Source organism: Stenotrophomonas sp. CASM101 (assembly GCF_049384845.1).
Lineage (GTDB): Bacteria > Pseudomonadota > Gammaproteobacteria > Xanthomonadales > Xanthomonadaceae > Stenotrophomonas > Stenotrophomonas hibiscicola.
The window spans coordinates 257,351-274,616 of the sequence record NZ_JBMRFR010000002.1 but is presented as its reverse complement, the minus strand read 5'-3'; the positions used below and the strand labels follow the sequence as shown (position 1 = coordinate 274,616).

17 protein-coding genes and 1 pseudogene are annotated in these 17,266 nt (G+C 66.5%); 4 read left to right on the top strand and 14 right to left on the bottom strand.

The window, feature by feature from the left end; all coding sequences use genetic code 11:
• Nucleotides 1–119: 119 nt before the first annotated feature.
• Complete coding sequence (locus VG543_RS05260; protein WP_423177973.1) at nucleotides 120–722, top strand: TetR/AcrR family transcriptional regulator; 603 nt, start codon at nucleotides 120–122, stop codon at nucleotides 720–722.
• Nucleotides 723–758: 36 nt separating this feature from the next.
• Nucleotides 759–1,847, top strand: coding sequence for a DNA glycosylase AlkZ-like family protein (locus VG543_RS05255; protein WP_423181113.1), 1,089 nt, complete (start codon nucleotides 759–761; stop codon nucleotides 1,845–1,847).
• 252 nt (nucleotides 1,848–2,099) lie between these two features.
• On the opposite strand, the gene VG543_RS05250 is transcribed toward VG543_RS05255, so the two are convergent.
• From VG543_RS05250 to VG543_RS05240, 3 genes are all read right to left on the bottom strand, one after another.
• The gene (locus tag VG543_RS05250; protein WP_180876819.1) at nucleotides 2,100–2,693 is read right to left on the bottom strand and encodes a mechanosensitive ion channel domain-containing protein; all 594 of its coding nucleotides are present in this window, start codon (nucleotides 2,691–2,693) and stop codon (nucleotides 2,100–2,102) included.
• A gap of 6 nt (nucleotides 2,694–2,699) precedes the next feature.
• A complete protein-coding gene (locus tag VG543_RS05245) occupies nucleotides 2,700–3,566 on the bottom strand; it encodes a glucose 1-dehydrogenase (protein WP_019659796.1) in 867 nt (288 codons plus the stop codon).
• Nucleotides 3,567–3,666: 100 nt separating this feature from the next.
• Entirely contained in the window at nucleotides 3,667–4,050 is a 384-nt protein-coding gene (locus VG543_RS05240) for a sensory rhodopsin transducer (RefSeq protein WP_155029602.1), read from the bottom strand.
• A gap of 59 nt (nucleotides 4,051–4,109) precedes the next feature.
• On the opposite strand from VG543_RS05240, the gene VG543_RS05235 reads away from it, so the two are divergent.
• On the top strand, nucleotides 4,110–5,096 hold the full coding sequence (locus tag VG543_RS05235) for a TIGR03885 family FMN-dependent LLM class oxidoreductase (protein ID WP_019659794.1): 987 nt from the start codon (nucleotides 4,110–4,112) through the stop codon (nucleotides 5,094–5,096).
• Here VG543_RS05235 and VG543_RS05230 read toward each other — a convergent pair.
• On the bottom strand, nucleotides 5,066–6,652 hold the full coding sequence (locus tag VG543_RS05230) for an alpha-amylase family protein (protein WP_227844302.1): 1,587 nt from the start codon (nucleotides 6,650–6,652) through the stop codon (nucleotides 5,066–5,068). The genes VG543_RS05235 and VG543_RS05230 overlap by 31 nt on opposite strands.
• A gap of 161 nt (nucleotides 6,653–6,813) precedes the next feature.
• Here VG543_RS05230 and xth point away from each other — a divergent pair, with 161 nt between their 5' ends.
• A complete protein-coding gene (gene xth, locus VG543_RS05225) occupies nucleotides 6,814–7,605 on the top strand; it encodes an exodeoxyribonuclease III (RefSeq protein ID WP_155029600.1) in 792 nt (263 codons plus the stop codon).
• Here the strand turns inward: xth and VG543_RS05220 are convergent, their stop codons facing one another.
• The 10 genes and pseudogenes from VG543_RS05220 to VG543_RS05175 form a co-directional block, all read right to left on the bottom strand.
• Nucleotides 7,606–9,324 (bottom strand): sensor domain-containing diguanylate cyclase, encoded by a 1,719-nt coding sequence (locus VG543_RS05220; protein ID WP_423177970.1) that lies wholly within the window; start codon nucleotides 9,322–9,324, stop codon nucleotides 7,606–7,608.
• A gap of 120 nt (nucleotides 9,325–9,444) precedes the next feature.
• Entirely contained in the window at nucleotides 9,445–9,639 is a 195-nt protein-coding gene (locus VG543_RS05215; RefSeq protein ID WP_019659790.1) for a hypothetical protein, read from the bottom strand.
• Entirely contained in the window at nucleotides 9,639–10,274 is a 636-nt protein-coding gene (locus VG543_RS05210; RefSeq protein WP_423177968.1) for a DNA-3-methyladenine glycosylase, read from the bottom strand. The genes VG543_RS05215 and VG543_RS05210 overlap by 1 nt, the downstream gene beginning before the upstream one ends.
• Nucleotides 10,275–10,346: 72 nt before the next feature.
• On the bottom strand, nucleotides 10,347–11,306 hold the full coding sequence (locus tag VG543_RS05205) for a cation diffusion facilitator family transporter (protein ID WP_423177967.1): 960 nt from the start codon (nucleotides 11,304–11,306) through the stop codon (nucleotides 10,347–10,349).
• Between the two features lie 69 nt (nucleotides 11,307–11,375).
• Nucleotides 11,376–11,960, bottom strand: a complete 585-nt coding sequence (locus VG543_RS05200) for an AprI/Inh family metalloprotease inhibitor (protein ID WP_058982870.1) — start codon at nucleotides 11,958–11,960, stop codon at nucleotides 11,376–11,378.
• A 209-nt stretch (nucleotides 11,961–12,169) separates the two neighbouring features.
• The gene (locus VG543_RS05195) at nucleotides 12,170–12,427 is read right to left on the bottom strand and encodes a hypothetical protein (RefSeq protein ID WP_046983345.1); all 258 of its coding nucleotides are present in this window, start codon (nucleotides 12,425–12,427) and stop codon (nucleotides 12,170–12,172) included.
• A complete protein-coding gene (locus VG543_RS05190) occupies nucleotides 12,424–13,776 on the bottom strand; it encodes a TFIIB-type zinc ribbon-containing protein (RefSeq protein ID WP_423177965.1) in 1,353 nt (450 codons plus the stop codon). Before VG543_RS05190 ends, VG543_RS05195 begins: the two co-directional genes overlap by 4 nt.
• A 20-nt stretch (nucleotides 13,777–13,796) precedes the next feature.
• Complete coding sequence (locus VG543_RS05185) at nucleotides 13,797–14,936, bottom strand: SPFH domain-containing protein (RefSeq protein WP_111098493.1); 1,140 nt, start codon at nucleotides 14,934–14,936, stop codon at nucleotides 13,797–13,799.
• 101 nt (nucleotides 14,937–15,037) lie between these two features.
• Nucleotides 15,038–15,928: pseudogene (locus VG543_RS05180) on the bottom strand (NAD(P)-dependent oxidoreductase); the annotation flags it as partial.
• A 45-nt stretch (nucleotides 15,929–15,973) separates the two neighbouring features.
• Nucleotides 15,974–17,266, bottom strand: coding sequence for a transporter (locus tag VG543_RS05175; RefSeq protein WP_423177963.1), 1,293 nt, complete (start codon nucleotides 17,264–17,266; stop codon nucleotides 15,974–15,976).

The following is a 17,266-nucleotide window of genomic DNA, read 5'->3' as shown; positions in this document are numbered from 1 at the left end:
GGCTCGGTTCGGGTTGCGAGATGGTTGCGAACCAGACGCATTCCGAATTAGTTGAGTAAATTAAACTAAAGAGACCAAAGCGGACAAGAGGGTCCCTTTGCTGGCACCCTCGGCAGGGTATGAACACGCAACGCGAAACCAAGGTGCCGCCTCGCGGCCGTCCACCGACTATCACCCCGGAGCGCCTGGCCGACATCGGCATCCGTCTGGGCCTGCCCAACCTGACCATGGCCAACGTGGCCGCCGAACTGGCGGTGACCCAGGCGGCGCTGTACAAGCGCGTGGCCAACCTGGAGGCGTTGAAGCGGCTGGTGGCCGAAGCCGTGTTCCAGCGCTGGCAGATCCCCCGCGCCTCGGCCGATGCGGCGGGTGGCCTGCAGGGCTACCTGACGGTGTTCGTGGAGTCACTGTGCGAGGTGGTGAAGGCGCATCCCGGGCTGCCCCCGTACCTGCTGCGGCGCACGGTGGCGACCGCGCCGATGCTGGAAAAGATCGCCTCGCACCAGGCACACGTGGCCGAGGTGTTCGGCCTGCCGGTGGACAAGGCGCGCTGGCTGCTGGCCACGATCGCGTTCTACTGCATCGCCGGCGCCGACACCATCTACGCGATTGCGGATGACGAGGAGGGACAGGTGATCACCGAGTTCAAGCAGGGCATGCGGGCGCTGGTAATCGGGTCGTTGCAGTTGTTGGATGCGGACGACGGGGACGGATTGCCGTGACCCCATCCACGCATGGCGTGGCTCTACAATGCGGCCATGCCTGCCACGCCCACTCTCGATGACCTTCGCCGCTACGCGGTGGCGCGCACCCTGTTCAAGCCGACCACGCTGCTGACCGCGATACGACGGTTGGGCTTCGTGCAGGCCGACCCGATCAGGGCACCGGCGCGCGCGCAGGACCTGACCCTGCGCCACCGGGTGAAGGACTATCGCGCAGGCGATCTTGAGCGCCGGTATACCCGCCTGCCGGTGGAAGAGGATTGCCTGGTGAACTACGGCTTCCTGCCGCGCGAGCATCTGGCACTGATGCACCCGCGCGTGTCCAAGCGCGAATGGGACGCCGAGACCCAACGCCGCGCCGCCGACGTGCTGGCCTTCGTGCGCGAGCGCGGCAGCGTGCACCCGCGTGAGGTGGACCAGGCGTTCGCCCATGGGCGGGTGACCAATTACTGGGGCGGCACCAGCAACGCAAGCACGCATCTGCTTGACGGCATGCACTACCGTGGCCTGCTGCGGGTGCAGCGGCGCGATAGTGGCACCCGCATCTATGCAGTGGCCGAGCACGCCGAGCCGGACGCCAGCGAGCAGGCGCAGGTTGAACGGGCCGCCGCCCTGATCGACCTGGTGGTGCGCAAGTACGCGCCGCTGCCCTCGGCCAGCCTGACCTATCTGGTGCGCCTGCTGGGCTATGGCGCCCCACATCTGGCCGAGCAGACCCGGCAGGCGTTGGCGTTGGCCAAGCAACAACTGGCCAGCTGCACGCTGGAGGGCACCACCTGGTACTGGCCGGCGGACGAGAATCCGCGTTCGCGCCGCTATGCACCGGACGAACAGGTGCGCCTGCTGGCGCCGTTCGACCCGGTGGTGTGGGACCGCCGTCGCTTCGAGCTGCTGTGGGGATGGGTGTACAAGTTCGAGGCCTACACGCCTGCACCGAAGCGCCAGTATGGCTACTACGCACTGCCGGTGTTGTGGCACGACCAGGTGGTGGGCTGGGCCAATCTCAGCGTGCGCGAGGGTGAGTTGGTGTCGAACGTGGGTTATGCCGGCAAGTCGCTGGCCCGCGACAAGGTGTTTGGTGGTGCGCTGGACGACGAGCTGCAGCGCATGGCGGAGTTCCTGTAGCGTCAAGCGGCGCATGGGTACCTATCTGGTGCTGGCCGCGTTGATGTGTTGGTCTGTGATCGGGCTGGGCTTCGGCTGCTTCCCGGCACACAGTGCTGCACAGCTGGACCCTATCCAGGCATTGACGGCGGAATAGGGCCGCCCGCTATGCACCTGTAGAGCCGAGCCCGCGCTCGGCTGCACTCCGTTCAGGTCGCGCCGTACCGAGCGCTGCGCGCAGCAAGCCGAGCATGGGCTCGGCTCAACAGCTACTCAGCGCACCTTGCCTTTGATCGGCACGCTTCCCGGCAGCTGGGAATAGCCGCTGTCACCCCAGTGGCGGGTGATGCGCTGGAAGAACAAGGAGTTGGGCACGCGCAGCAGGCAACCGCGCGCGCCTTCGCCACGATCACTCAGCGTGGTGTAGATCAGGTTGATGTCAACCACCTGACCGCACAGGCCCGGCTTGTCCACGCTTTCCAGCACTTCGATGGTGTCATTGATGCGGAACGGGCGCGTGGCGACGATCAGGAACGAACAGAACAGGTTGGACAACACGCTCCATGCGGCGAAGAACGCCACCGCACCGACGGCCATGAATCCGGTCAGCGCGGTCCACAGCACCGAGCGCGAAACGCCCAGCCGCTCCAGTATCAGCAGCGCGGCCGCCAGATACAGCAGCAAGGCACCGCCGCGGCGCAGGCCCACATGAAGCTCTGGCGCCAGCCTGCCGCGCTGCCGGGCCTGCACCAGCAGCCACGCCAGCGCACGCACCATCAGCCATGCGACGCCGAGGATGGCCAGCACCTCGGCCACCGGCACAACCACGGTCAGCCAATCCTGGATCCAGGCGGGCAATCCGGCCATGAGGGGTCACAGTGTTGCCGCGCCGCCGGAGATGGTCAGCAGTGCGCCGGAGGTATAGCTGGCGCTGTCCGAAGCCAGCATCACATAGGCCGAGGCCAGCTCGGCCGGCTGTCCGGGGCGGCCGAACGGCGTCTGCGCGCCGAACTGTTCGACCTCTTCGGCGGCCATGCCAGCGGGAATGAACGGCGTCCAGATCGGGCCGGGCAGCACGGCATTGACGCGGATCTGATGTTCGGCCAGCAGGCCGGCCAGCCCCAGCGTCAGGTTGGCGACGGCACCCTTGGTTGCAGAATAGGGAAGGATGTTCGGCGTCGGCCGCTTGGAGTTGACCGACGCCGTGTTGATGATCGCGCCGCCACCGCGAAGATGTGGCACGCACAGCCGGGTCAGATTGAACACGGCATGCACGTTGGTATCGAACGTCCGCTTCCAGTCATCCAGGGTGATGTCGTCGAAATGCTCGTAATAGCGTTGGTAGGCCGCGTTGTTGACCAGGATGTCGAGGCCGTCAAGCTCGCTGGCCACGCGGTCGACCAGCGAGCGCGCCTGCGCCGGGTCGCTGATGTCACAGGGCACCAGCACGGCCTTGCGCCCGGCCTGTTCGATCTGCTGCTGCACATGGCGGGCGTCGTCCTGCTCTCCATCGAGGAATGCGATGGCAACGTCGGCGCCTTCGCGCGCGAACGCGATTGCCACCGCCGCGCCGATGCCGCTGTCACCGCCAGTGATCAGTGCCTTCTTGCCCTGCAGCAGTCCATGCCCGCGGTAGCTGTCCTCGCCGTGGTCCGGCCGGGGCTGCATCTGCGCGGTCTTGCCGGGGAAGGATTGCTGTTGGGCGGGGAAGGGCGGGCGTGGGTAGTCGGGCAGGGCCATCGTCACTCTCCGGAAGGAAACCGGGGCCAGTCTCCCTCCATGGCGGTAAACGGCCGGAGGGCGCGGTGTCGTTGCGGCGTGGATGTGTGCGCGCAGGACTTCACAGCGGATGGGCGATGGTGGTCATGATGCTGTTGGCCGGTTGACGCGAATCCAGTCGCGTGTGCTGCACGATGATCGGCTGGTCGGATTCGACGAGGGTAGCGAAGCCGGTGCCGCGCGGTACCGGCGCCGGATCCTGCAGGTCATTGAAGCGCAGGTGACAAGTGCGTCGTGCCGGCACGGTGACCCGGTAGGGGCCCACCGGATCTCGGTCTTCGAAGTAGAGGGTCAGGGTGACATGCGCCTCCTCGTTGCCGGCATTGAGGACACAGCAGGTTTCGTGACTCTGCATCTCCGGTGACGGGCCGTTGCTCCAGGCTGGAATGTAGCCTTCGGCGATAGCCCAGCGTCGATGCCCGATGCAGGAAGCGTTCGTTTCCATGACGCCGTTTTAGCCCGGCGGGTGTTGCCATCGTGTCCAGTCCCCGCACGGAATCCGTGATGACCATCGGCTACCACGCATCGCATGAGCAGTTCCCGCCCGCCACTTTGCTGGGCCTGGCACTGCGCGCCGAACAGGCGGGATTCGAGGCTTTGATGTGCTCGGACCACTTCCACCCGTGGACGACCGCGCAAGGGCAGTCCGGCCACAGCTGGGTATGGGCCGGCGCGCTGGCGGTGCAGAGCGCATTGACCCTGGGCATGGTGACCTGCCCGATGCTGCGCCAGCACCCGGCATTGGTGGCACAGGCAGCGGCGACGCTGGAGCAGTTGGCGCCGGGCCGGATCTGGCTGGCGCTGGGTACCGGCGAGGCCCTGAACGAGCGCATCACCGGCCAGCCGTGGCCAGCCAAGCGCGAGCGGCAGAAGGCACTGCGCGATGCGGCCGAGGTGATGCGGCGGCTGTGGGGCGGCGAGCAGGTCGACCACGACGGTGGCTTCCGGGTGCGCCAGGCACGGCTCTACAGTCGCCCGGCGCTTCCCCTGCCGCTGCTGGGGGCGGCCGTCACCGAGGAAACCGCACGCTGGATGGGGGGCTGGGCCGATGGCCTGATCACCATCAGCCAGCCACTGGCGCAGTTGCGGCGTGTGGTGGCGGCGTTCGAGGACGGCGGTGGCAGGGGCAAGCCGATGTACCTGCAGGCCAAGCTGTCCTACGCGCGCGCCGAACAGGCGGCGCTGGAAGGTGCGATGGAGCAGTGGAGCGCCAACGTGCTGCCGCCGGAACTGGCCGAAGGGCTGGACCAGCCCGAACAGTTCGAAGCACAGGCCCGATCGGTCAGCGCCGAGGTGCTGCGCCAGCACGTGCATGTCTCGGCAGACCTGGGCCAGCATCGGGCCTGGCTGCAGGAGCTGCAGGGACTGGGCTTCGATCGCATCTACCTGCACAACGTGAACCGCGAGCAGGAACGCTTCATCGATGATTTCGCCGAGCACGTACTGCCTGCGCTGCGCACTCAGGCACCCTCGGCGGCCAGCCACGTATAGCCATGGCCCTGCAGGTAACAGCGGCGATCCTGCAGCTTGGCGCCGCGGCCAACCAGGGTGTTCAACGGACCGCGCAGGGGCACGTCCACCTCGACCGGCTCGTCGCCGAAGTTGATCAGTGCCAGCGCCTGATGGGGTGCCTCACCGTAGCGGAGCATCAGCAGCGCGGGAGATGGCGGGTCGAGCGTGTGAGGACCCTGCTGCAGCCCGGGATGTGCATTGCGCTGCTGCAGCAGCTCGCGCACCCGCAGCAGCAGTGAACCTGGCGTCGCGCGTTGCGCCTCGACGTTCACCGTGCGGTAACCGTACGGGCCGTCTGCCGGTGGTGCGCGCCAGGCATGCCGCGGTTGATCGGTAAACCCCGCCGCTGGTCCACCGTGCCAGTGCATCGGCATGCGCACGGCATTGCGCTCTGGCAGCTCCAGGCAGTCACCGAGGCCGATCTCTTCGCCATAGCGGATCACCGGTACCTGGCCCAGCGACAGCAATGCCGCCCAAGCCATACCCTGCCATGCGATGTCGCCCTCCAGCATCGGCGCCAGCCGGCGACGGATGCCACGGTCATAGATGCGCATGCCACGCTCAGGGGCGAAGCGCTCCATCACCGCTTCGCGCTCCTCCGGCTCCAGCTGCTCCAGGTCAAGCTCATCGTTGTTGCGCAGCCAGGCGATGCGGGTGTGCGGCGGCGCCTGCGGTCCGTATTCGGCCATGACCCGGGCCACTTCGCTGGCGTCGCCGCGCGCCAGGGCCAGGAAGAAATGATTGTTGAGGTGGAAATCCAGCAGGTGCGAAAGCCGCCGGCCCTGGCAGAGGAAGTCACCGTAGCGCGACGCGGGGACGTCCGCTTCGCCGATCAGCGGCAGGCCTGGCTGCTGCGCGTCTGCCGTGGCGCGCATTTCCTCCAGCAGCCACAGCCCGTCGTCGCGGGGGTCGGCGTGTCGCGCGCGCTCGACCATGTACGGCACCGCGTCCACGCGGAAGCCAGCCACGCCGCGCTGCATCCAGAACGTCATCACCCGCAGCAGTTCGTCGCGTACTGGCGCATGGGCCAGCTCCAGGTCTGGCTCGTGCCGGTAGAACATATGCCGGTTGAACGCGCCGGCCTCGGCGTTCCAGGTCCAGGCAGACGCCTCGATCGGCGGGAACATCGGCTTCAGGCCATCGTCGGGCACGTGGTCGCTCCACAGGTACCAGCGGCGCCAGGCCGGGTCGCCGCGCTGCGCGGCGACGAACCACGGGTGAGCGCTGGCAGTGTGCTGCATCACCAGCTCGACAATGATGCCGATGTCGCGTGCGGCGGCAGCATCGACCAGGCGCTGGAACGCCGCCTCGTCACCCAGGCGTGGATCGATGCGGTAGTGATCGGTGACATCGTAGCCACCGTCACGGCCGGCGTTGCAGTAGAACGGCAGCAGCCACAGGTGGCTGACACCGAGCCACTGCAGGTAGTCCAGCTTTTCGGTGATGCCATCCAGGGTGCCCCAGCCGCGCCCATTGCTGTCGCGGAACAGGTAGGGGTCGACCTGGTAGATCGCGCGCAGCGGACGTACCGCCATGGGGCTTCTCCAGCACCGTTCACGGGTGACCAGCCTGCTGTGCGCCGTGGCAGCGGTTCGTGAACCGAATGGCACCGCATCATGACGTGGCATCCACGGTCCCTGCATGCCTGGGCGCGCAGAGTGAATGCTCGTCCCGCTGCGCCGAGGAACCTTTATCCATGCCCCGCCGCAAAACGCTTCGTATTGCGACGTTCAACGTCAACGGCATCGGCACACGCCTGCCGCAGCTGCTGGACTGGCTGCACAGGGAATCGCCGGATGTGGTTGCCCTGCAGGAACTGAAGGCCACCGACGCCGCGTTTCCCGCTGCGGCATTGGAAGAGGCCGGCTACGGTGCACTCTGGCAGGGTGAGGCGCGCTGGAACGGCGTGGCGCTGCTGGCCCGGGGCACCATGCCGGTCGAGAGCCGCCGCCGATTGCCGGGCGAACCCAAGGATACGCAGAGTCGCTACCTGGAGGCAGCGGTGCACGGCGTCATCGTGGGTGCCCTCTACCTGCCCAACGGCAACCCGCAGCCCGGGCCGAAGTTCGACTACAAGCTGCGCTGGATGGCGCGCCTGATCCGGCATGCGCGCAGCCTGGTCGAGCTGCCGCACCCGGCGCTGCTGCTGGGTGATTTCAACGTGATTCCCACCGAAGCCGACGTCTACGACCCCAAGGCCTGGCGCCGCGATGCGCTGTTCCTGCCCGAGGTTCGCGATGCCTTCGAGCGGCTGCTGGCGCAGGGCTGGACCGATGCGCTGCGAAAGGTGCACGGCGACGCCACGATCTACACCTTCTGGGACTATTTCCGCCAACATGCCGAGCGCGACCGTGGGCTGCGCATCGATCATCTGCTGTTGAATCCGATACTGGCGGAGCGACTGAAGGATGCCGGCGTCGACCGCTGGGTACGACTGCAGGAAAAGGCCAGCGACCACGCGCCAGCCTGGGTGACGGTCAGGGCGTGATCAGCGTGCGGCTGGGTCTTCGCGCCGCTCGCGGCGTACCCGCGCGCGGGTGCGGTACAGGCGGCTGTCCGCCTTCTGGATGGTGTCGGCCACGGGTTCGCCGGGCGTGTTGATGGCCGCACCCATCGAGAACGCGCTGGGCGAGAGCGCGGCGTGGTCCTGGTACCAGTGTTCCAGTTCGCTCAACCGGCCATTTTCGGGCGCGACCAGCACCACCATGAACTCGTCGCCACCCAGCCGTACCACGGTCTCGTCCTTGCCCAGCGGCGAGCGCAGGAAGGTGGCGAACTCGACCAGCACGGCATCGCCACGGCGGTGGCCCTGGGTGTCGTTGATGTGCTTGAAATGGTCCAGATCGAACATCACGCACGCCCAGCGCTCGTCAATCAGTTCATCCAGCCGGTGCAGGTAACGCCGGTTGTAGCACTGCGTGAGCGGATCCTTGAAGGACATGTCGCGCAGCTGCTGCTCCTGCATCCTCAGCGCGGTGACGTCCTGCGCATGTCCCAGCACGTAGGGCGGGCTGGCTTCGTTGTCGAGCACGTTGTGGTACGCCCAGTAGTGGCGCGTACCATCGGCGGCAATCAGCTCGATCACGCCAGCGTCGGTGTGGTTTGCCTGGATCCGGGCGAGGTAGGCCTTGAAGCCCTCGCGTTTTTCCGGTGGCATCAGGTCACACAGGCTGCGCCCGATCATCTGGCTTTCCTCGAAGCCCAGCGACTGCACCGCCGCCGGATTCACCGAGGTCAATGTCCCGTCCAGCGTGTGGGTGCAGATCAGGCCCAGACTGTAGTGGAACAGTCGCCGGTAGCGGGTTTCGCTGGCTTCCAGCGCGTCGAGCGCGGCTCGCTCATCCGTGATGTCCTGGATGGCCCCGACCAGGCGCGGATGGCCGTCGACCTGTTGCCGGCTGCCGACCACCCGGGTCCAGATCGCGCGCCCGTCGGCGGTCGTCATTGGCAACTGCACCTCCCAGGACGTGCCTTCGTCGATGCAACGCTGCACTGCCGCGCGGATGATGTTGCGGCTGTCTTCGCGATAGAACGACAGCGCGGTGTCGAGCGTCGGTTCAAAGTTGCTGCGCACGCCGTGCAACTGCTTGGTCTCGCGGGTCCAGCGCACTTCGTTGGTGACCAGGTCCATCTCCCAGCCGCCCACCCGCGCCGCGCGGTTGGTGCGCTCCAGGAAGTCTTCGCTGCGTTTCAGCTCGCGATGCAGCGCTTTCGCCTGGCCAACCTGCGCCATCAGGGTACTGCGCTGTTCCAGCACCTGGGTGGTGACCCCCGCCAGATGCACCATCAGTTCGCGCTGGGAGGGGGACAGCACGCCGGGCATCGGGTCGAGCAGGCACAGCGTGCCGATACGTGCGCCGTGCGCCGAGCCCAGGGGGATGCCAGCGTAGTGGCGGATGCGCGGCCCACCTGTCACCAGCGGATTGGTGGAGAAACGTGGATCCTGGCGCGCATCGGGTATCTCGAACAGCTGGTCCTGGCGTATGGCATGGGTGCAGAAGGAAATTTCGCGAGCCGTCTCGCTGACGCCCTCAAGGCCGATGTTGGCCTTGAACCACTGGCGGTCTTCGGCCACCACGGTGATCAGGCCCATCGTCAGGCCGGTCGCGGCGCGGGCGGCGGCGACGATGGCATCGAACACCGGCTCCGGGGGCGTATCCAACAGGTGCAGTCGTTCGATTTCGAGCAGTCGTTCGGCTTCGTCCATGGCGCTTTTCAGGGCTGGGTGGCGAGGGCGGTTGCGGCGGCTGTCTTGGATCACGGTAGTGCGTGCGGCGTTATGTATCGCCATGGCAGGGTGATGCCGGCGTGAGGCGCGCGCACCGGCTCAGTGTTGCCGGAGCGATGCCTGCAAGGCGGTAGCCAGCGCGGCATCACCGGACACCAGGTCCTGCCAGCGCAGCGTGATGCCCTTGCGGCGCCCCTTTTCAACCAGCTTCAGTCCTTCGGGGTCCACGATGAGGGTGTAGGGCTGGCCATCGATGTCCAGTTCGCGTCGCAGCGGTTTGTCGAGCGGGGTCATCATCGTTTCCTCGCCGGGGAGAGAGCGCGGCGTGGCTGTATCGATACGTGACGATGATCACGGACGTGCCAACGCCAGGGGAAATCAACAGCGCGGGTGATGCCGATGCGGGGCCCGACCACTGGATCCTCCGGCGGCGGCACGCCGTCGCTGACGATGACAATGCCGTGGTTGCCGGTCACCAGATCAGCGCCGTCGAAGCTGCGGTCCAGCCCGAAGGCCTGCGAGAGCTTGCCGGGCCCGCTGGCCAGATCGTGGTCGCGGCGCGCGGCGGGACGCAGTTCGCGCATGCGCTCCAGGCCCACCAGCGGCTCGCTGGCCCGCAGCAGCACCGCCACGCCTTCACCCACTTCGCCGCAGACAACGTTGCTGCCCCAGTGCATCCCGTAGGTGAAATAGACATACAGGTGGCCGGCCTCACCGAACATGCTGGCCGTGCGCGGCGTCTGCCCGCGATAGGAGTGTGCGGCCGGATCGACACTGCCCGCGTAGGCTTCGACTTCAACGATGCGACCGGCCCGGCCATCGTCACGGACCAGGAGCTTGTTGAGCAGCTCGGGCGCAACCTCGACGGGCGGGCGCCGGTAGAAGCTGCGCGGGAGGATCTGAAGAGAGGCAGGCAACCAATCCGGCACGGTAGAGGCAGGCTCGAGCAAACGGTGATGGCACTGTGGCATCAGGCAGGTGAAACGGGCGCAGACGCAGTGTCATTGCTGCGCAGGACCGGCGGCCAGTGCGGCTCTCCGTGCGGCATAGACCTCCGGCGTCTGTGGCTTGATGAACAGTGCCACCAGTTCCGGATACTCGCGCTTCACCGCCGTTTCGATGCGGGTGATGCAGGCTTCGATCTGCGGGGTCCGCCGATCATCCTCGAACTCGGCGCTGAGCATGGCCACGACCTGTTCCGGGCCCATCTGCATGGTGGTCACGCCATTGGCGCGGCGCAGGTCTGGATCGGTTTCCGCCACGGCCATGATTCGCTCGGCCACTGCGGGATGGGCAGGCTCTCCGACCAGCAGGCCCTTGGTCTCACGGGCCAGGAGGAAGGCGGTGGCGGCCAGCACGGCAGCGATGCACAGCGACGCAACGCCATCAAGCACCGGCATGTCCAGCACCTGCGCGGCCACCAGGCCGATCAGTGCGAAGCCCAGCCCGAGCAACGCAGCGCTGTCTTCCAGCAGTACGGTGAAGGTGGAAGGATCCTTGCTGCGGCGGAAGGCTTCGAAGTAGCCAAGTTTGCCTTTGGTACGCCGGAACTCGCGCAGCGCCACCCACCAGGAGCCACCCTCGAACAGGATGGAAATGCCCAGCACGCTGTAGCTCAACGCATGGTTGGTGGCCGGCTCCGGCCGGCGGATGTGCTGGATACCTTCGTAGGCCGAAACGCCGGCGCCGGCAGCGAACACCAGCAGGGCGACGATGAAGCTCCAGAAGTACAGTTCGCGGCCATAGCCGAACGGATGTACCGGGTCCGGCGCCTTGCCGGCGCGGCGCAGCCCGTACAGCAGCAGCACCTCGTTGAGGGTGTCGACCAGCGAATGCACGCCTTCGCTGAGCATGGCCGAGCTGCCGGAGATGCCGGCGGCGATGAACTTGGCAATCGCAATGGCGAGGTTGCCCGCGAGCGCGGCATAGATGACAAGGCGGGAACCGGTGGGAGCGGACATGTCAGCAGCGGGGCACGGTGGACGGCTGATCTTCGCGGTCTGCCCGTGCCCATCGCGTGCACGTCGCGGTCAACGCCCCCTGGGATTGAGATAAAGCCGGGCTCCATCCGACTCGCGGAACCCCGACCAGCGCCCGCTGCCCGACGCGCGGAAACGCCCGTACACCGTATTGCTGGTATCGGTCAGCAGCAGCTGGTTGCCCGACAGTACCCAGCGGTTGGCCGAGAAGAAGCCGTCCGGGCAGCCGGCAGGCACGTAGGCGCTGTAGCCACCGAACCACTCACTGTTCTTCAGCTCGATGGTGCAGGTGCTGCCGTTCTCCTGGCCCAGCGTCCAGCTGCCAAACAGATCGCTGTCGCGCACATCGCGGTCGCCGCGGTGGCGGTCATGGTTCCAGTCGTCGTTGTCGTCGTGGAAACCGAAGCCCACGTCGATCTCCTTGCTTTCGGTGCGCGACTCGGACTGCGAGCTGCCACTGGTGGTGGTCTGCGTGGTCATCGAACCACTGGTCTGGGTCTGGGTGCTGCTGGATTGCGTGGTCTGGTCGGTGTGGGTGGTCTGTTCGCCGAAGCCGAACGAAGCGTCCTGGGCAAGGGCGGGCAGGGCCAGGAAGTACAGCGCCGACAGGCAGCTACGGGCAAGCAGAGCAGCCATCGCAGGATCCTCGGAAGGGTGGATCGCGCGAGTATCGAACCGGTGGGGTGGGAGACGGTGTGAGGGCGCGCCCTGAGGCAAGCCAGCCAAGAACAGGTGCTGTCCGCTGAAGGGTAGTGCCGGCCGCTGGCCGGCTCCCCTTTGACGCCCAGAGCCGAAGGAATGCCGGCCCGCGGCCGGCACCTCCCGCAGCCAGGCATGGCTTGGCTCTACTGGTCGGGTTTCACCCTTACCACCCGTTTCCGGTACTCATACACGTTGTCACCGCGGATGCGCTTTTCCTCGGTGCCGGTGACCCGGCCCACCTGCTGGTCCGAACCGGTCACGGGCTGTGCCTCGATTTCGGTCTCGTGCTCGAAGGAATGCGATTTGTCGGTGTTGCGGTAATAGCGGTACAGCGCCCAGTACAGCGCGGTCGCGCCGGCTGGACCTGCCGCCAACAGCCAGAGCCCACTGTCGTCGCTCATGTCGATGCTACCAGGAAGGCAATTGCGAGGGCTTCAATGATGGTGCCGGTGGCCAGCGCCGCCAGCAGCATCTTCCATTGCTGCACGGGCACGCTGCCCATGGTTTCGCCGGTACGGCCGTTCACCGCGATGTAGTGCAACATGCCGCCGTTCTTTCCGGGCTGGTGATACGAGTACAACCACACCGGCAGGTACATCGACACCCAGCGCGTTCCATGCACCTCCAGCTGTTCCTGTTCCCAACGCACGCCACGGTTGTAGCGCCTCACCGAACCTTCCACCTGTGCGCGGGCAATCGACAGAAGCTGGTCTTCCAGCCGCGGCCGCAGCTTTTCCACATCCAGGTTGCGCTTCTCCGAAGTGAAGCCGGCCAGATAGGACGCGTTCCACTTCACCGCGTTCTTGGTATCGAACGGCAGGATGGTGTTGATGATGTTGTTGGTGTTGGCGCGGATATCAAGATTCCCGCGCTCGGCCGAGGATTCCAGCGGCAGGTCATCGACAGTGAAGTCGACCTGGCGTTCGACCTGGTAGACATCTGCGTCGTACAGGGTGCGCTTGTTCTTCTCGGTGCCGACCGTGTATTGCCGGGTCTGGATCTCGCCCTTGCCGGCCACGGCCGCGCTGACATTGCTGTCGACGATCATGTAGGGGAGGAACACGCCCACCACGTTTTCCGGGGTGAACTGGTCCTTGAACGCTTTCAGCGCGAACATCCGGCGCTTGTCGACGAACTGGCGGATGCGCGCGACCGCATCGTCCTTCTTGATGTGGAAGGGCAGCACCGCATCGGGCACGGCGCCATTGCTGATCTGTTCGTTGATGCCGAAGACGTGGCGGCACCAGTGGCAGCGCGCCGTCATCGTGCTTTCGGTATTGACCGTGACCTCGGCACCGCAGCCGGTGCACTTGAACGTCATCAACGCCGAGGTGTCGGCGTCGATGTCACGCGCGCCGGAGGCGATGACCGTACCGCGCAGCTGGTCGATGGCCTCGCCCAGCCCGAATTCCTCCTCCACGCGCGCGCCATGCCATTCGTGACGGCAGTACAGGCAGACCAGGATATCGGTGCCGGCCTTGGGCCGGATGTCGGTGGCGCCGCACTTCGGGCAGCGGTTGAGACCGTCTTTCAGCTCGCTGGTCGAGGTATCGATGGCCACAGGATCGGGCGCTTCCACTTCATCGCGGATGGCCTGTGGCAGAGTCGACGTGTCCAGCGGGAAGCTGCCGGGCAGGGGAGGGACGTCCTGCGGCGAACCGGGCCCATCCAACGACGCCGCCGGCAGGAGCGGCGGCGTCGCGGGCGCGGATCCGGGCAGCGGCGGTGGGCCGTTTCTGGGATCGGACATGTGGGTTGCGCGTTCTGCTGTTACAGGCCCAGTGCCTTGGCTTTCAGGGCGTCATAGTCGCCCTGGGTGATCAGGCCCAGGTCCAGCATTTCCTTTGCCTTCTTCAGCTTGGCCACCGGGTCATCCGCAGCCGGGGTGACTGGCTGCTGCATGCCGCCCACACCGAACATGCCCGAGGCCATGCCGACACCGACCAGGCCCGCCGCACCGCCGTTCTCGCCGGCCGACTGGATGCCTTGGGCGACGCTGGCCTGCAGGTTGGAATTGCCGCGCGAACCGGACAGCGCATCGGCGCGCTGCACGGTCTTCAGCAGTTCGCGGGTGTTGGCGTCGTACTCGATCGAGACGATGGCGGTCTTGACGATGGCCAGGCCGCGGTCGGACTTCCACTGGTAACCCTGCTCGACGGCGGCGGACAGGCTCTGCGCGAAGCCCAGCGAGTCCTGCTGCAGCTTGGTGATGCGGTTGCCCTTGCCCGGATCGTTGGTATACAGGCTGAAGGCCGGGGCCAGCGAACCGACCACTTCATTGAACAGCTGGCTGGCAGCGGCGTTGTCCAGATCGGTGAAGTCGAACACCTGGCCCGGCCGCAGGTAGCTGGCCGGCACGAAGTTCTTCACGAACAGGATCGGGTCGACGATCTTCAGGGTGTACGAGCCACGGGTGATCGCACCGACCTGGGTATTGAGGAATCCGTCGTCCCAGTAGATTTCCGACTGGGTGCCGAAGCGGTTGTCCGGCAATTCCTTCAGCGAGACGAAGTAGGCCGCCTGCTGCGCGCCCGGCTGGCCGCCGAACTTGAAGCGTTCCCAGCTCTGCTTGATGAAGGTGCTGACCAGGCCGTCGCCGGCGAAGATCGACTGCGAGTTCAGGTCGTCCGAACGCCATTCGTAGCCACCCGGTTCGGCGACGAAGGCGGTGATCGCGCCGTCCTGGAGCAGCAGCAGGCCGTAACCTTCGGGCACGATGATCTTCGAGCCGTTGGTGATGATGTTGGACGAGCCGCTGGTGTTGGAGCCGCGGCCGGCATTGGTGCCCTGCGGCACCGCCGCGAACAGGGCGGCCGTGGACGGCAGGCCCGCCGGCACGGTGTAGAAGTCCTTCCACTGGTCGGCCAGCACACCGCCAACCGCCCCCTTCACCGCCTGTACCAGACCCATGTCCAACTCCCTGTGATTCGAGGGCAGGCACCATGCCTGCCGAGCTGGACTGAATATAGCAGCGGTGGAGGACGGCAGTAGTGCCGGAACATGAATCCGGATCAGCGCCGGCCAGTGCCGGTTGGCCCGGCCCGTACCGCCTGCAGCACGGCCGCCATGTCCAGCGCCCCCGATCCGGACGCCAGTGCCTGTGCGAACAGCGCGTCGCTGGCGTCGATCAAGGGCGCATGCATGCCCACCTCATGGGCGGCAGCGGCTACCAGCCCACTGTTCTTGCGCACGTCGGTGATCGACGCCTGCACGCTGAAGTCACCACGGATCATTTTGTCCAGCTTGATTCGCGATACTTCGCTGGCCATCGGCCCTGCGTTGAGCACCTGCGCGAAGCGGTCAAGCTCGATGCCGTGTGCTTCGGCGAAGTACACCGCTTCGGCCAAGCCGGTGACCAAGGTGATCAGGTACAGGTTCACCGCCAGTTTCATGCGCAGTGCGGACGGCACTGCACCACAGCACACCGTTTGCCTGCCCATCGGTGCAACCAGTGGGGCGGCTGCCGCGAGGTCGACATCGGCACCGGCCAGCAGGATCACCAGCCGCGCCGCTTCGGCCTGCACGCGTGAGCCAGACACCGGCGCTTCCACGTAGCGGCCGCCCGCGGCACGGATCTGTTCGGCCAGCGCCAGTGAGTACGCTGCCGAGCTGGTACCCATGTTGATCAGCAGGCGGCCCTCGACCCGCTCGCCAAACGCCGCGCCATGCCGATCGAGCACGCTGTCGATGGCATCGTCATTGGCCAGCATCAGGATGAGGGTGTCGCAGGCCGCGAATACCTCGTCCACCGCCTCGCAGACGTTGATGCCGGCGGTGCGCGCGGCCGCATGGTTGCGGTCGGAGCGCGACCAGCCGCATACCTCGTAACCTGCGCGAGCCAGATGGGCCGCCATGGGCGTTCCCATCACTCCAAGTCCCAGGAATCCGATGCGCATGATGGACGTCCGCTGGCCGCAGAGCGCCCATCATGCCATGGGCAGTGGCCGCTAGAGCATGTAAGGAATCTTGAACGCCAACGTGAAGTCCGGCGCATCCGGGGTCAGCCCGATGCCCAGCAGCGTCACCAGCGTGGCGTGCTGGTTCAACGCATAAGTCACGCCCAGGTTCAAGGATGCCGCATTGGCGTCACTGCCGATCACCTTCATCCACTTGCCACCCTGGAAGCGGGTGGAGGCGCGGGCGCTGATGCGGTCGCTGAAGGACAGGCTCAGGCTGGTCCGCTCGTTGAATGCGAAGGCAACACCTGCACCGAAGTACACCGAGCCGCCCAGCTTCACGTCGCCTGGGTTGACCGTATCCGGATTGCTGTCGATGTCGTTGAAGCCGCGAGGGATGGAGTGCACGTACCCGACGTTGGCGAACAGGATGGCCGGGTCGGCGGTCTTCACCATCGACAGGCCGAGGTTGGCCTGCCATACGCCGTTGCCGGTGGGTTGCTCGCGCGGCACGGCGAAGCGGATGTAGTCGTCGTCATCGCGTTCGATCACCTTCCAGTCCAGGCCGTAGGGCGCGCGCCCGGTGGGGGCGGTGACACCGGCCGTGAGCACGGTCTCAGGGCGCCAGCCGCGTTCGCCGAACAGCCGGTAGTTCGCGCTCAGGCCAATGTCGCCCAGGCCGTTGCCGTTGGTCTGCTCCTGCGCGATGGCGGCTGCTGCACCGCCGGCGCCGCCTTTCTGGTACACGGTGCGCCGCGCCAGGTAGGGCACATCCAGGTTGAGCGTCAGGTTCGGGCTGACGCCCCAGCGGGCTGCCACGTTATAGGTCAGCGAGTCGGACTCCACGTTCTCGATGGCGATATTGCCGAGGAAGATCGCGTCCAACGCGAGGAAGCCGTTGAGGGTGAGCTGCTTGCGGTCATAGCGGGCGTAGGTGAGGCTGTTCTCGACGGTGAAGCGACGGGAGAACAGGGCCGATTGCTGCTGCTTCACGTCGTCCACGCTGCGCCGCGACTCCTGCCTGGCCTGCTGGGCCTCGGCAGCGGTACTGGCGTAGCCCTCGCTGCTCGGTGGAACCGCGGCGGCCGCGGCCTGCGCCAATGGCGCGGCCGGTGGGGTCGAAGCCGGGCCAACCCGCCCGCCCAGGCGCGCCTGCATGGCCTGCACCTGCATGTCCAGTTCGCGCAGCCGCCGCACTTCCTGTGCGTAGTTGGCTTTCAGCTGTTCCAGCTGGTTGGCCAGGGCCTGCACGTCGGCGCCATCGTCAGGCGTCGGCGGCACGGCAAGGGCGGTGCCCGCCAGCGCCGCCAGCGCCAACGGGGTGATCCTCATCAGGGTGTGCAT

Excerpts from the sequence above, each read along its gene's own strand:
- VG543_RS05260 (WP_423177973.1), top strand. The coding sequence starts at position 120 with ATGAACACGCAACGCGAAACCAAGGTGCCGCCTCGCGGCCGTCCACCG.
- VG543_RS05255 (WP_423181113.1), top strand. The coding sequence starts at position 759 with ATGCCTGCCACGCCCACTCTCGATGACCTTCGCCGCTACGCGGTGGCG.
- VG543_RS05250 (WP_180876819.1), bottom strand. The coding sequence starts at position 2,693 with ATGGCCGGATTGCCCGCCTGGATCCAGGATTGGCTGACCGTGGTTGTG.
- VG543_RS05245 (WP_019659796.1), bottom strand. The coding sequence starts at position 3,566 with ATGGCCCTGCCCGACTACCCACGCCCGCCCTTCCCCGCCCAACAGCAA.
- VG543_RS05240 (WP_155029602.1), bottom strand. The coding sequence starts at position 4,050 with ATGGAAACGAACGCTTCCTGCATCGGGCATCGACGCTGGGCTATCGCC.
- VG543_RS05235 (WP_019659794.1), top strand. The coding sequence starts at position 4,110 with ATGACCATCGGCTACCACGCATCGCATGAGCAGTTCCCGCCCGCCACT.
- VG543_RS05230 (WP_227844302.1), bottom strand. The coding sequence starts at position 6,652 with ATGGCGGTACGTCCGCTGCGCGCGATCTACCAGGTCGACCCCTACCTG.
- xth (WP_155029600.1), top strand. The coding sequence starts at position 6,814 with ATGCCCCGCCGCAAAACGCTTCGTATTGCGACGTTCAACGTCAACGGC.
- VG543_RS05220 (WP_423177970.1), bottom strand. The coding sequence starts at position 9,324 with ATGGACGAAGCCGAACGACTGCTCGAAATCGAACGACTGCACCTGTTG.
- VG543_RS05215 (WP_019659790.1), bottom strand. The coding sequence starts at position 9,639 with ATGACCCCGCTCGACAAACCGCTGCGACGCGAACTGGACATCGATGGC.
- VG543_RS05205 (WP_423177967.1), bottom strand. The coding sequence starts at position 11,306 with ATGTCCGCTCCCACCGGTTCCCGCCTTGTCATCTATGCCGCGCTCGCG.
- VG543_RS05200 (WP_058982870.1), bottom strand. The coding sequence starts at position 11,960 with ATGGCTGCTCTGCTTGCCCGTAGCTGCCTGTCGGCGCTGTACTTCCTG.
- VG543_RS05195 (WP_046983345.1), bottom strand. The coding sequence starts at position 12,427 with ATGAGCGACGACAGTGGGCTCTGGCTGTTGGCGGCAGGTCCAGCCGGC.
- VG543_RS05190 (WP_423177965.1), bottom strand. The coding sequence starts at position 13,776 with ATGTCCGATCCCAGAAACGGCCCACCGCCGCTGCCCGGATCCGCGCCC.
- VG543_RS05185 (WP_111098493.1), bottom strand. The coding sequence starts at position 14,936 with ATGGGTCTGGTACAGGCGGTGAAGGGGGCGGTTGGCGGTGTGCTGGCC.
- VG543_RS05175 (WP_423177963.1), bottom strand. The coding sequence starts at position 17,266 with ATGCACACCCTGATGAGGATCACCCCGTTGGCGCTGGCGGCGCTGGCG.